The sequence below is a fragment of the Brevibacillus sp. NPDC003359 genome (genome assembly GCF_042878995.1).
In the GTDB taxonomy this organism is placed as follows: Bacteria; Bacillota; Bacilli; order Brevibacillales; family Brevibacillaceae; genus Brevibacillus.
In genome coordinates, this window is sequence record NZ_JBIAOR010000001.1 from 1,671,080 (window position 1) to 1,684,616 (window position 13,537).

At 46.5% G+C, this 13,537-nt stretch carries 15 protein-coding genes; 7 read left to right on the plus strand and 8 right to left on the minus strand.

What is annotated here, in order from left to right; translation table 11 throughout:
* Positions 1–162 carry a hypothetical protein gene (locus tag ACFYU8_RS07745; protein ID WP_390294283.1) on the minus strand — a complete coding sequence of 54 codons (162 nt, stop codon included), beginning with the start codon at positions 160–162 and terminating at the stop codon, positions 1–3.
* Between the two features lie 168 nt (positions 163–330).
* On the opposite strand from ACFYU8_RS07745, the gene ACFYU8_RS07750 reads away from it, so the two are divergent.
* Positions 331–3,252 (plus strand): collagenase, encoded by a 2,922-nt coding sequence (locus tag ACFYU8_RS07750; RefSeq protein WP_390294281.1) that lies wholly within the window; start codon positions 331–333, stop codon positions 3,250–3,252.
* A gap of 82 nt (positions 3,253–3,334) precedes the next feature.
* Here ACFYU8_RS07750 and ACFYU8_RS07755 read toward each other — a convergent pair whose 3' ends face one another.
* The 6 genes from ACFYU8_RS07755 to ACFYU8_RS07780 form a co-directional block, all read right to left on the minus strand.
* Positions 3,335–4,126, minus strand: a complete 792-nt coding sequence (locus ACFYU8_RS07755; protein WP_390294279.1) for a DUF4247 domain-containing protein — start codon at positions 4,124–4,126, stop codon at positions 3,335–3,337.
* Positions 4,127–4,143: 17 nt separating this feature from the next.
* Positions 4,144–4,650, minus strand: coding sequence for a DUF4178 domain-containing protein (locus tag ACFYU8_RS07760; RefSeq protein ID WP_390294277.1), 507 nt, complete (start codon positions 4,648–4,650; stop codon positions 4,144–4,146).
* Between the two features lie 25 nt (positions 4,651–4,675).
* Entirely contained in the window at positions 4,676–5,080 is a 405-nt protein-coding gene (locus ACFYU8_RS07765) for a DUF350 domain-containing protein (RefSeq protein WP_007717777.1), read from the minus strand.
* Positions 5,081–5,146: 66 nt separating this feature from the next.
* Positions 5,147–5,812, minus strand: coding sequence for a PspA/IM30 family protein (locus tag ACFYU8_RS07770; protein WP_390294275.1), 666 nt, complete (start codon positions 5,810–5,812; stop codon positions 5,147–5,149).
* A 146-nt stretch (positions 5,813–5,958) separates the two neighbouring features.
* Positions 5,959–8,214, minus strand: coding sequence for a type IA DNA topoisomerase (locus tag ACFYU8_RS07775; RefSeq protein ID WP_390294273.1), 2,256 nt, complete (start codon positions 8,212–8,214; stop codon positions 5,959–5,961).
* A 142-nt stretch (positions 8,215–8,356) separates the two neighbouring features.
* Complete coding sequence (locus ACFYU8_RS07780; protein WP_390294271.1) at positions 8,357–9,478, minus strand: DUF2515 domain-containing protein; 1,122 nt, start codon at positions 9,476–9,478, stop codon at positions 8,357–8,359.
* On the opposite strand from ACFYU8_RS07780, the gene shc reads away from it, so the two are divergent.
* Positions 9,451–11,433: a squalene--hopene cyclase gene (shc, locus tag ACFYU8_RS07785; protein ID WP_390294269.1), complete on the plus strand. Its 1,983-nt coding sequence runs from the start codon at positions 9,451–9,453 to the stop codon at positions 11,431–11,433. The two genes, ACFYU8_RS07780 and shc, sit on opposite strands and share 28 nt — an antisense overlap.
* A gap of 9 nt (positions 11,434–11,442) precedes the next feature.
* Here the strand turns inward: shc and ACFYU8_RS07790 are convergent, their stop codons facing one another.
* Positions 11,443–11,640, minus strand: coding sequence for a hypothetical protein (locus ACFYU8_RS07790; protein ID WP_390294267.1), 198 nt, complete (start codon positions 11,638–11,640; stop codon positions 11,443–11,445).
* A 147-nt stretch (positions 11,641–11,787) separates the two neighbouring features.
* Between ACFYU8_RS07790 and ACFYU8_RS07795 the strand changes: the two genes are divergently transcribed.
* From ACFYU8_RS07795 to ACFYU8_RS07815, 5 genes are read left to right on the plus strand one after another with little or no spacing between them, the layout of a single operon-like run.
* The gene (locus ACFYU8_RS07795) at positions 11,788–12,039 is read left to right on the plus strand and encodes a spore germination protein (protein WP_390294265.1); all 252 of its coding nucleotides are present in this window, start codon (positions 11,788–11,790) and stop codon (positions 12,037–12,039) included.
* Positions 12,036–12,290 carry a spore germination protein GerPB gene (locus ACFYU8_RS07800; protein WP_390294263.1) on the plus strand — a complete coding sequence of 85 codons (255 nt, stop codon included), beginning with the start codon at positions 12,036–12,038 and terminating at the stop codon, positions 12,288–12,290. The genes ACFYU8_RS07795 and ACFYU8_RS07800 overlap by 4 nt, the downstream gene beginning before the upstream one ends.
* A 34-nt stretch (positions 12,291–12,324) precedes the next feature.
* Positions 12,325–12,939, plus strand: coding sequence for a spore germination protein GerPC (gerPC, locus tag ACFYU8_RS07805; RefSeq protein WP_390294261.1), 615 nt, complete (start codon positions 12,325–12,327; stop codon positions 12,937–12,939).
* Positions 12,936–13,127, plus strand: a complete 192-nt coding sequence (locus ACFYU8_RS07810) for a spore gernimation protein (protein WP_390294259.1) — start codon at positions 12,936–12,938, stop codon at positions 13,125–13,127. Before gerPC ends, ACFYU8_RS07810 begins: the two co-directional genes overlap by 4 nt.
* 14 nt (positions 13,128–13,141) lie before the next feature.
* Positions 13,142–13,534, plus strand: a complete 393-nt coding sequence (locus ACFYU8_RS07815; protein WP_390294257.1) for a spore germination protein GerPE — start codon at positions 13,142–13,144, stop codon at positions 13,532–13,534.
* Positions 13,535–13,537 lie beyond the last annotated feature (3 nt).

Consider the following 13,537-nt stretch of genomic DNA (forward strand, 5'->3'; position numbering starts at 1 on the left):
TCACCCTCCTCCGCCAACTTCGCCTATCTGTGCTTTCCCAATGTCAATCATAGCCAATGCTGTTAACAAAGACTGTCGAATGCTGGATGCACATCCCTTCTTCTTTTGTCGATCAACAATCAGGTTTTCGTCAAAGGCAAACAAAAGTTGCTCTCCTTCCATTCTTACAAAGCCACTTCTCTAGACATTCTTTTCTTTTTGACAATTAGGAAGAAAGATCTATATTCCATCATCTTTTGTTTTATTTGTAAGGATTTTCATATTGGATACCGATACTATAAAATATTCAATTCTACTTCCAAAAAGATTGAAAAAGGAGCCAACGAAAGAATGAATCGATCATGGATTAGCATGGTAACAGCAGGATCAATAGCAATCTCAGCGGTAGCGACAGGCTTGCCGCTAGCAGCTCAAGCGAAAAACACGCCGCCAATCCCATCCCAAGAGAGCAATGATTCGCAGATAGGGCATACACCCGTTCAGGAAAACATGTCGAAAAAAGAGTTACGCCAAGCAGCGAAACAGGAGAAGTACAGCATCTCGCATCTGAATACGTTGGATCATTCAGAGCTTGTTGAATTGTTGAAGGAAATCAGTTGGACACAAATCCCTGAATTGTTTACGTATAATGATGACACGCAGGAATTTTATGAAGATCGAGATCGGGTTCAGGCGATCATCGATGCGTTGGAAGAGAGTGGCAAGAACTTCACCAAGGATGACGAGCAAGGCATACATACATTTGTAGAGGTATTGCGTTCGGGGTATTACTTGGGGTACTACAATGACGGCTTAAAGTATCTGATGGAGCCAAAGTATAAGCAAAAGATTATTCCAGCTCTTCAAGCCCTCATGACAAATGAAAATTTTTTCTTAGGTACAAAGACTCAGAATGGAATTATCACTTCTACAGGTAAACTGATTAGCAACACGACTATTGATTCTGAGACGATCGGCCTTCTGTCCAAAGTAATGGACGAGTTTAACGATAATCGGGATAAATGGTCAGATGATCGTGAGGCAAGCGATGCTTTTTACAGCGTCCTTCAAGGGGTCGGCTATGTTCTGCTTTGGGGAGTAGATGATTCAGAAAAAGACGAGTTGGAAGGCAGCATCGACGCATTCCTTGACCCCATTTTTGACATGGCTGAAAATGGTGACACTTCCGCTGAACATGTCTGGTTAACGAACAATGCGCTGTATTACACAGGGAAATTAGGACGCTACTACAGTAATCCTGACAAAGCCAATGATATATTGACGAAAGCGATGAAAACTTATAAAAAGTGGAGCGAGCCATACTTCACTGCCGCGCAACAAATCGAGGAAACATATGGCGAGGATGCCAATGGGAAGAAAATCGACCTCGATGAAATGAAGAAAGAAGGTAAAAAGCATTACCTTCCGCAGCAATTTACTTTTGATGACGGAGCGGTTGTGTTCAAAACGGGAGATAAACTGACAGAAGAACAGGTTGAGCGGTTGTACTGGGCATCCAAAGAAGTGAAGGCACAATTTCATCGTGTCATCGGCAATGACAAGGAGCTAGAGAGCGGTAATCCTGATGATGTACTGACCATTGTCATCTACAATACACCTGATGAATATAAAATGAATCGCTTCTTGTACGGATACGATACCGATAATGGTGGTATCTACATTGAGGGTACCGGTACTTTCTTTACCTACGATCGGACAAAAGAACAAAGCATTTACAGTCTAGAAGAGCTGTTCCGTCATGAATTCGTACACTATTTGCAAGGAAGATATGAAGTGCCAGGCATGTGGGGACAGGGAGAGATTTACGAGAACAGCCGCTTGCCTTGGTATGAGGAAGGCGGAGCCGAGTTTTACGCGGGCGCTACCCGAACAGAAGGAATCAAGCCTCGCCAATCAGTTGTAGGCAATATTCGAAATGCAGCGCCATATCTCGATTACACAGCCGCTGATATGATGCGTGCCAAATACGGTACCCTGGCATTCTACGACTACTCATTCGCGCTACAGTACCATATGTTCAAGAATGATTTTGCTCAGTTGGACAAAATCAATGATACGATCCGTTCCAATGATGTATCTGCTTATGATGACTTGATCGAAGAATTCAGCCGTGATCGAGCTCTTGAACGTGGCTATCAAGACACCCTAGAAAAATTGATCGACCAGTATGAAGAGTTGGATGTTCCTCTCGTTTCTGATGATTACTTACGGACTGTGGACGTCACGAGCAAAGAAGAGGTTTATCGTCAAATCGCAGAGGTTGCCTCGCTGACGGATGTGAAAACAGATGAAAAAGACTCTGGGGATTTCCGAAGCTTCACGTTGCGTGGAGTCTATATGGGTGGAGCTTCCCAAGGGGAATTCCAGGATTGGCAAGAAATGAACCGCCTCACAGATGGATTCCTCAAGGAGTTATCCGATTTTTCCTGGAATGGCTATGACACGGTAACGAGCTACTTCACCAATTATCGTACAACAAAAGATGGACGCTTTGCCTATGATGTCGTGTTCCACGGGAAGATGGCTCATGAAGATGGACCAGAGACAGAGAATCCAACGCCTGCCCCTGACGAATCGTCTATTTCATTGGGTAAGCAGATTACAGGTAGCGTCAATCTTCAAAAACCGAGTAAGGAGTTCCGTCTCGATGTGAAATCAGCACAACCGCTGCAAGTCGAGATGGAAACGACACGAGGAGATGGGGTCGCTTGGCTCGTATTCCACGAGTCCGATAGAGAGAACTACATTGCCTATCCGAACAAGCGTGAAGGAAACAAGCTGATCGGATCATTTGATGCGAAACCTGGGACTTACTATGTGACTGCTTATACGTATGTTACAGGGCAAGATGACCAACCGTTTACATTATTGGTGACGGGTGAAGGTAGCCCGTCAGAGCAAATCTATCAAGAAATGGAGAGCAATGATTCCATTCAGGAAGCAAATGGTCCATTGCCGATTGGCACGACTGTATCAGGCGACATGAAAGCAAACGACTGGCAAGATATTTTTGCCTTACAAGTAGAGAAACCAGAAGAAATACGTATTTCACTGAACCCCGAGCAGGGACAAGGTGTGACTTGGATGCTATTCCATGAAGGAAATCCGGATCAGCCTGTAGCATACCCACAAGAGATAGAGGGAAATCTGCAAAGTGCCCATTATCAAGTAAAGCCAGGCCGTTACTACTTGTATGTATACAAATATCAAAATGAAGACGTTGTTTACACGGTAGAGACCAAGAAACGCTAATCCGCAGAACAAAAACACCCCCAAACGAGCTACAAGAATCGTTTGGGGGTGTTCGTTCTTTATATGATAGTTTTCCTGACCGTTATCGGCGCTTGGTTATTCGCCCAGAGCCCCCTACCTTCGTACGTGGGGGTGATTTACTTTTCGGTGGGGAAAAGCTCGAGCGTTTTGATGAGACAGAACCACTCGACTTCGAAGATTGATCACTGGAAGAACGAATAATTTTGCCCGAACTCCCGCTAGACGACGACTCTCCCTGCTTCTTGAAAAGGCTGCCGTCAGAACCTACCGTACCATCCGCGTTCTTCGTATTACTCCGTTTGAAAATACTTCCCGTACCCTCTTTGGTGATCGGCGGCGCTACTTTTTTGTCCTCGGTTGTAGGCACGCGATACGTCCCGGAAGGCTTGTATATGTCCTTGCTGGAGTAGCCACGATAGCTGCCCTTTGTACTTTTCTTAAGCCCGTCGAACAAATCGTCCAGTACGCTCGCTACAATGTATCCTTGCAAAAACGAAGAATCGTAGTTTTGCCGAACGTACTCTTTGTTGTCGACCTCGATCAACGTATCCGTCGGCTTGGCAGCGTCTTGTTGCAAATGGTATACCTCATCCGGATAAATGAGGAACATATGCTGCGGATCTTCTTTGGAGATTTCATCTGGCGTATTCTGCTCCGCCAGCTCCAAGGCTACTTCCGGTACGGTCTTGTCTTGCGCACGATAGATGCGTGACGACTGTCCATTGTCCTTGGTAGAGACGGATTCAAGCGGATAGGTCTCGCCAACCGCAGGGGTGCCACAACCCGCTAGCGTAAGGAGGAACAACGCCGGAATCAGCAGGAGCTTGATTGATTTCATCCATGGATTTGGCATGTACTTGTCCCTCCTCTCTATGTGCCGCGCAATACCTGCACATCCGCTGACAGAACGCTCTCTCCCTCATAGATCATGAAACGGCCATCCTGCCACTCGATTCGCAACAACTGGCGCTGATCGGATTGGAATTGCCAGATGTACTGCTCCCCTGACGTATGAAAAGAGGCTTTCCCCACAACCTGAACGGCGCCATTATATTGCTCCTCCAAATGGTAGGTCAAATCGTCCATCTCGATTGTGGTCGGTACTTCATCTATTGAATCCAGTCGCCCATCAATCACGCTATACAGATGATAGACGACCTTCTCCCGTTCCTCGATATACAGGTAGCGAATGGTCGTTCCATCCTGTAACGTAAGCATTGTGGCTTTGCGACTCGCATTGGTCGCCTTCCCTATCACCTGATAGGTGACGAGCGATACATCGACCACATCACCTGGCCCCACCGTCAGGATGCTCTTCTCCGGTGCAGGCGGCTCATGCTTGGCAAAAATATTTTGGATTCGCTTCATCAAACTCATGCTGTACTCCCTTCCCTATCACGTCTTACAGACATGCAGCCAAGATCAAGGCACCCACGAGATGGAATGAACCAGCCATCATGGCATGTGCCACTTTGCCTTCCTGCGTCCCTTTTTCCAAGTCCAGTCCGGCCACTTGCTTTAACAGCCATTCCACGATTCTCTCCAAAAGGAACAGAATGATAAATGAGAGCACAGAAACGAGCAGCGCTGTCCACAATAAGTTGGAGGTAATAATGGATTGCGATAAGATATATCCTTGCGCAAACAGCTTCATGACAAAACGCGTCGTGACCGCGATGTTTCCGTTTTTGATTTCCGTGATGTCCTTGTATTTCGTAAACAACGAATCGATCCACATCAAAACAAAAAGTAAAATGCCGCCGGCTCCTGTCCAAACCAGCATCCCTAGTATTTCTGTCCACGTCAAAGCGAATCACTCCACTTTCGTCAAGGTGTTTAAGGTCTGAAAAAAAGGGAAACCGCCTGAAGCGGTTTACCCCTCATATTTTTTCATCAGAGCAGCCAGTTCGTCCTCAACGGCTTGATCCTTATTCAGCTTCGCAATTTCATCATCTAAAGAACTCTGTTTTTTGTAAATCTCGCCGCTGGCTTCTGCTTCTGCTTCCATTTGCAGTGCTTTTTCTTCCATGCGTTTCAATCCAGACATGGCCGAGTTCGTGTCGAAGCCACCCATCGCCTGGTTGATCGTCTTTTGCGCTTTGGCTGCATTGACGCGGGCCACTAATGTTTCACGCTTGTTTTTCAGCTCGGTAATCTGTTTTTTCATTTCAGCCAGCTTCTCGCGCAATCCGTCGGCTGCCAGCTTGTTTTTCTCGTAGCTGTCCTTGTATTCGTTCATTTTTTGCTCGGCGGCTTTCTTTTCTTCCAGAGCTCGTCGAGCCAGATCAATGTTCTGCGCTTGTGCTGCGATGTGAGCTTGTTCTTCACGTTTTTTCACCAAGGCTTCCTGTTCTTCATACAGCACCTTGAATTTCTTTTCCAAAGCAATTTGGGCGGCAACCGCCTTCTCTGCTTCATTCAAGTCTTCTTGCATATCACGCAAATACTGATCTGTCATTTTGATTGGATCTTCTGCTTTCTCAATCAAAGAGTACAAATTGGACATGGTCAAATCACGAAGTCTTTTAAAAATGGACATGGATTATACCTCCTTGAGTACGTAACAGGTAGTTCGGCCTATATTTCCGCCGTTATACATGTATTTACGATGGTTACGCAAGTAAGTTTCAATTAATTATTATTTTATTTGCTCACCTTTATTTTTCGTAGTGCGCGGGAACATTACTACTCGAAAGTAAGTTCGCCCGATTCTACGCTTTTCAAAAGAAGTTTTGCTTGAAATTGTGTCCCATCCTGACGTTCAAGCTTCATTTTACCCGTTTTGCCTTTTTCAATGAGTGCTTTAATCTGTGTATCCGTCAGCATACGTCCATAATTCTCTTTCCATATGACGAATTTACAGCCCACGTTGTAATTCGAACAACCGTAACCTTTGCGTCCCATGAAAATAGAGCCTCCGCAACCCGGTCGTGGGCATTTGGTGATGATACTCGACACTGTACCAGTGGTCTTTGCTACCGTTCGAGTTGAAATCTTTGTTGTGGCATTCCTGCCACCTGTTCTGCCTGTACTTCGCCCGCCAGCTCGTCCTTTTGTTTTCGAAGATCCTTTCTGAGTGGTACCCTCACTCTCAAACAAGGTCTTCTCAGCACGAGATTGTACGCGAACCTTTTCTACGATCATCGTAGCGAATTTCTTTACATTCTCCATAAACTGCCTGTCAGAGGCGGACCCTCGGGAGATCTCATTCAAGCGGCGCTCCCAATGTCCCGTCATTTCAGGAGAGGTTAATAGTTCGACACCTGCTCCTCTAATCAATTCGATAGCGGTACGGCCTTTTAGCGCAAGTTGAATTTTTTTCCCCTGCATTTCAACGTAACCGACTTTTTTCAGTCGTTCGATGGTAGCGGCACGCGTTGCCGGAGTTCCCAGACCAGATTCTTTCATCGCATCACGCAGTTCCCCGTCCTCGATTTGCTTGCCTGCGCTTTCCATAGCCTTTAGAAGTGTTCCTTCCGTATAATGCTTGGGCGGCTGTGTTTCTTTCTCCTTTGCCATAGCATCCGAGCATACTACGCTGGCATCAGGTAGAATGATAAAAGGCTCGTTAACTTCAATCTCTTCTTTATCCTCTTCTTCTTTGGCCGCACCTTTTACATTCTTGGGCTTATCCTTCTGCTGATCGGCATAAATAATCTTCCAACCGAGACTTTTACGTTCTTTCACCGACGTTTTAAACATTTCTTTTTCCACATCGGTTATGACCGTATGCATCTTATACTCAGCTGGTGGATAGAACTGTGAAAGAAAACGGCGCACGATCAAATCGTATAGCTTTTGCTCATCTGGCGTAAGCCCGGAAGCCTTGCGATTTGTCGGCAGGATAGCATGGTGGTCGTCTACTTTTGCTGGATTACATATAAACTTGTTGCCTTTATGAACCAAACTACGGTTCGCACCCTTTACCAAATCGTCATATCCAGTGCCTTGCAAGGACGATAAGGTACTGTGCATTTCGGGAATATTTTGCTCTGTCACATAGTTGGAATTCGTCCGCGGATAAGAAATCACCTTATGTTTTTCATAGAGTGCCTGTGCTAAGTCCAAGGTTTTCTTGGCGGAAAAACCGTACTTTCCATTGGCCTCACGTTGCAGCAATGTCAGGTCATACAACTTGAATGGATACTCCTTGGTATCCTTTACTTCGTAGGATGCTATCCGCCCTTGTTTGCCTTTCACTTTACGAGCCAACATTTCTGCTTTAGATGAATCGGTTAAGCGATCCCCTTGCCAAATACCCTTGTACGTCCTCTCACCCTGCGAAAAATGACCTTCCACTTGAAAAAACGTAACCGATGAGAAAGCCTCTATCTGTTTCTGTCGATCATAAATGAGTGCAAGGACAGGTGTCTGTACTCGTCCGACAGAAAGGAGCACGTTATGTTTGGTCGTAAATGCACGTGAACCATTCATCCCTATTAGCCAATCTGCTTCACTACGAGCTTTTGCTGCCCTCGTTAAGTTTTCATAGGCTGCGGCATCTTTCATCTCCGCAAATCCTTTCCTGATCGTTTCAGAGGTCAAGTCCGAGATCCACAGTCTTTTAACGGGGTGACTCAATTTTAGATGTCGCTGAATGAGTGAAAATATGTGTTGACCTTCCCGCCCGGCATCGCATGCATTAATCAGCAGATTGCTTCGTTTGGCCAACTGCCCGATAATTTTTAGCTGATCGATTGTTTTCCGATTGGGTACTAGCTTAAATGGATCGGGAATGATGGGAAGATCATTTATGTTCCACTTTTTATATTTTTGGTCGTACGCTTCCGGTTCCGCTAGTTCAATTAAGTGCCCAATTGCCCACGTAATGATGTATTTTTCACCTTCTAAATAGGTGCGGTGATTTTTAGCTTTAGGATCTATTGCGGCGGCAATATTTCGTCCCATGTCAGGTTTCTCCGCAATAATTAATATCTTCAAATGGTTATCGCTCCTTCTAAAAACGCTCTAAGCAAATGTACCTATCATCTTCTGCCATGATCATTTTCATCGAATTAATAAAGACCACTAACCTGTCAAGAATCGGGCTAACGTTCTGGATTCCTCTCTATTTTACTACAAGTTAGCCCAGTATTCTCGTTCTGGCTACGACGGCCCATTCGATTTTTGACAACGCCTGACAATATGCCTCACTCATCTCGGCAGCATTAGCTGTCTCCTCCGCTTGATTCAGCACGCGCCATTCGACGCTCTTGTTTTTATACCAATCCAACTCCTTTGGCAGCTCATGGTGGATAGGCTTCCACACTTGACGCAGCGTTGGGGAAAACAGCCGCTTTGCCCCTGATCGCAGCTGACAGTTCATTAGTTTTACCTGATAAGGCTTGCCAGGCGCTATATCATTCACATCGTGAAAAAGATGGGGCCAATAATCTTTTCGCGAACCTGTGTGTGGCTGTTGCAATGCCCAAGCGTACGATACCTCCTGCCTATTCGTACCCCCGAACAGCAGACTGTACAGCCTTTTTCCCAAGCTGATTCTCTCTGGCAATGAGGCAAAATGAAACACCCGCTCACCCGTGAGCTGTAAAGAGCCCGCCCCTTTATAAGGAAGCAAGATCAGATTCAGATTCAAAAGCTCCTGTAGGGCAAACGGGATTGTGCGGACCACTGAATTTTGATAGGCCGAGTCTTTCATGATCTGATCTTCCAAGTAGTTTTGTTCATTGATGATCAATCCGATGGCGAGCAGCTGTTTGTCGTCGGTTTTCCAGAAATGATTCCAGATCGCCTGCATGAAAGTAGAGACGCCCAGATGAGGCAGTAAATAAAAAAGGTTGGTCTGTCGCCTGACACTTTCCTCATACAGTAACAATTGAGGGTACGCATCGTGAAAAATCAGCCAATTTCCCCTCTCCAAAAAAGAGAAATAATCCTGCTGTTCTTTTGTCCGAAGCAAGCGAGGCAATAATTCTCCCTGCAAATCGGTCATATTCCATCCTGCATTGCGCGATACGAGATGTGCCAATAACGCCCAATGAATTTGTGGATGCTTTTGATAAAACGATAAATAGGCGCGCGTTCTATCTATGTTGTCACGGTTGTGGGCGAGCGCCTCCTGCCTGATTTGCTCTACAGTCCTCCGATCTTGGTCCTTCAGTGGTGTTGATGATGCCGTGCGAGCCTTTTGGAGATGCATGGCCAGCGGCAAACGAGATGCGTATTGGTACCACGGCAAACCCATTGATGCTCTTCCCCCTCTCTTCCTTATGCGCCGTATTTTATCGGGAGGTGAATGAGTTGCGCGAAGTCCAGCAAGAAATCAGCCGTATTCAAGCCTTTTTGTTGCAGCGCCAACAAGAGGATGGCACTTGGCGCTTTTGTTTGGAAAGCTCACCGATGACAGATTCTCACATGATCATCCTATTGCGCACCCTTGGCATTCATGATGAGCGTTTGATGGAGAAGCTCACTGCCCACATCACGTCTCTCCAACACGATAATGGTGCCTGGAAGCTGTATCCTGACGAGCACGAAGGCAATCTGTCTACTACGATTGATTCGTATTACGCGCTACTGTTATCAGGCAAATACGCAAAGAACGAACCGAGAATGGCTCTGGCTCGTTCGTTTATTTTGGAAAAGGGTGGGCTGACACAAGCGAACATGCTGACTAAATTTGCTACAGCCGTGACAGGCCAATATCAGTGGCCCTCGCATTTTCTGGTTCCCGTCGAGATTGCTCTATTGCCCCCGAGCTTCCCTCTCAGCTTTTACGATTTTGTCGGATACGCACGTGTCCATCTTGCTCCCATGATGATTGTGGCTGATCGCAAATATGTAAAAAAGCCTGATAATGCACCAGACTTGTCCGATCTATACGCAGATACACCGATCTCTCGCGGTCTTTATCCGCATCGATTCCTAGAGAATTTCCTCAAGGAGGGGCAATCGTTCCTCGCCACTATCCACGATTCCTTGCAGCGTCTCCCCTTTTTACCTGGACAGTTACACAAGCTCGCCCTAAGGCGGCTAGAACAATACATCCTGGCGCGAATCGAACCGGACGGTACCCTGTACAATTATTCGACCTCCACCTTTTTCATGATAGTTGCGCTGCTCGCTCGCGGTTATTCTCCAAAAGACCCTCTCATCCAAAAAGCGATGCAGGGGCTTACGAATAGTGTCTTCGATTATGAAAACGGCGCACACTTGCAGCTAGCTACCTCAGCCGTCTGGGACACTGCACTCTTGGCTTCTTCTCTGCAAAAAAGCGGACTTTCTTCCGCACATCCCGCGATTCAAAAAGCAAACCGCTACCTTCTCCAAAAGCAGCAGCATACGTACGGTGACTGGAAAATCCGCAATCCAAAAGGAAAGCCTGGCGGTTGGGGCTTTTCAGACTACAACACCATGAACCCGGATATTGATGATACGACGGCTGCTCTGCGCTCTCTGCGCCTGCTCGCTCGTACGGATATAACAGTAGCAGCCGCTTGGAATCGAGGTCACGAGTGGCTATTGTCCATGCAAAACGATGACGGGGGCTGGCCTGCTTTTGAACGAAACACAGATGCTGATTTCATTCGCCTTCTGCCGATCGAAGGAGCCGATACCGTCAGTACAGATCCGTCCTCTGCCGATTTGACAGGGAGGACATTAGAGTTCCTCGGAAATTATGCCGGACGTACATTGACTGACCCCCATGTAGAAAAAGGAGTCCGCTGGCTTCTTAAACATCAAGAAGCAAACGGCTCTTGGTATGGACGCTGGGGAATTGCTTACCTATACGGCACATGGGCTGCGATTACCGGACTGATGGCGGTTGGCTTTTCCCCTACCGATCCCGCCATCGAAAAAGCGGTTGCGTGGCTGGTTGCCAACCAAAATCCCGACGGTGGCTGGGGCGAATCTTGCCAGAGTGACCAGAAAAAAACGTACGTCCCCCTCGGAGCAAGCACTCCCTCGCAAACGGCCTGGGCAATCGATGCACTCATAGCTGTGTCATCAAAGCCGACCGCAGAACTTCAACGAGGGATTCATTATTTGATCACTCACAATCAAACAAATGATTGGACGACTCGCTATCCGACTGGCGGGGGACGTCCTGGCGGCACTTACTTTGCTTATCACAGCTATCGTTGGATTTGGCCGTTACTGGCTCTCAGCCACTATCAGACCAAATACACGAACACGTAATAAACACCACTACCCTCTTCGCAAACCAAGATCTAACGGCTGAATAGGAACCTGGGGTGAATAAATCACGGTATGTGGCGGCGTATCAAAAATAGAGTAGCAGGACAGGACATCGGTGTCACCGATCAGCACAATCGACGACTGCGACACTCCACCAAAGCTGAAATCACCGACGTCTATTTTTTTGTTCGTCACCTTCATATTCATAGAACTTTTTCTCCTTTTCCTAAAACTCGCGCCTATCCATACATCGTATGCTGCTCACATTGGTTCGGTCGCAAAAACAGGTATGAACACCCAATGGCCTACGACATACAATACAGAGAGGATCTCTCCCAAAAGGATGTGCCGAACATGCCAGCATTCGTTGGAGTCATCAATGTAAACAACGTGGGCGGCGTTTTCAATGTCGGAGACGTCCGTAAAATAGCACCTACCACTTATGCCAAAACCTTCGCGGGTGGAGGTTCATTCAATTCTGGCACCAATCTGTCCTTTAAAATTCCACGTAGCGTCGTCTACGTCAATGAACAATCCGATAATGACATACCTCTTTTTGTAGAAGAAACGAACGATTACAGGGCAAAGGGACGCGATCTCGCATGAACTTTTTTGTTACGCAACACATCGTAATCAATTCGCTCAAGATCGAAGGTATCAGTAACTCTTCGGTGTGCCAAATAGGGAGCGCAGGGATTATCAAGCCCGTATCCAAGCTGTACAACACCGGCGGATACACGGAGCCAGCTCCACAGGTGGGGCGACAGCCCACAACCGCTTCGGAAGAATTCGTGCCCCTCATTCCGTTGGTTCAGCCCTCTCCCTTACGCCCTGGTCTGTTTTCACGGCTCAGCTAATTCGCTGTAAGTTAGATGAAGAAGGATGGTCGTCATGTACATGGACCCTGAAATGATGCAGTATTTTCAACAGTTACATGACTATATACAACTACAAAACAAAGAGATCGAGAAGATGCAGCAAATGCTCGAACAGCTGCAGCAAGATGTAAATGATCTCAAGGAAAAACAGATTCCTTCCGTGATCAAGAACGAGTACAAATTCGATCTCTTAAAGGTTGAACGACTGGAAGGGACACTCAATATCGGCTTAAACCCGAAAGGAAATGATGCTGGAATCGGTGATTTTTCCATCAATCAATCGATGGACATCCCTAATCCGCACCAAAGCAATGCTCCACTTTTTGACCGTGTCCAGAAGGAAATTTATCAGTACTTGGAGACAGATGCCTACCGCGTTCTTGAAAAAATCGAAACTGAGTGCAACTATCCACTCGATGACAATTATCGGGCCTTTATCCTCGATGACATTAAAAAGCAGATTGATCAGCGGATTAAGTATTATCTCGGTGAGCTGCCTACGGATGAACTGGAACCAGAGCAGCTCGATGTTTTCGTACAAAAAACAGCCCAAAAAGTCAAACGGGATATCAACAAGACCTGCGAAACGTTCGTGAAAAATTTACCTCGTGAGGTGAACGAACCATGATGAGGTATCAAGTGATAAACGAAGCCATTTGTGTAAAGAAGGTCTCCGTCGCTGCTCTTTCTTCTGCCGCTGCCTTGTTTATTGGCGACACACAGACGGTAGACCTCAGAGCGATTTATGAAACCCCACCCGAAAAAATGATTGTAGGTGCTACGATCCCTATTGATACTGCACTGCCTGCTTCATAAGGAGGGTTGTCACCATGTACCGAAGAACCAGTCATGTCCATAAGCTGGATGTCATCTCGGTCGATACCTCATCTGTTCTGCAAATAGGTGATTCCCGGCAGATTGATGCTGTCGCAAACATTTTAGCCGTTCAACGCGAACACGCCATCTTTTATGAAAATGAATTTATGTTCGAGGATTTCTCTGTCTTTTCGGTTCCTTTGACTCCCCCTAGTCACTCAGAACCGCTTTGCATCGATACGTTTCACGACTGTCCGCACATTTTCGTCCGAAAAGTGAAAGTCCCTTTCTTAGCAGGTGCGTCCGTCGTCCATATTGGTTCCAACGAGTCTATTACACTTGAAACGCGTGTCGTCAATATTCGTCACATTTTCCAAGAAGAGCCAAACAATGGAGGGAGGGGATAGGCT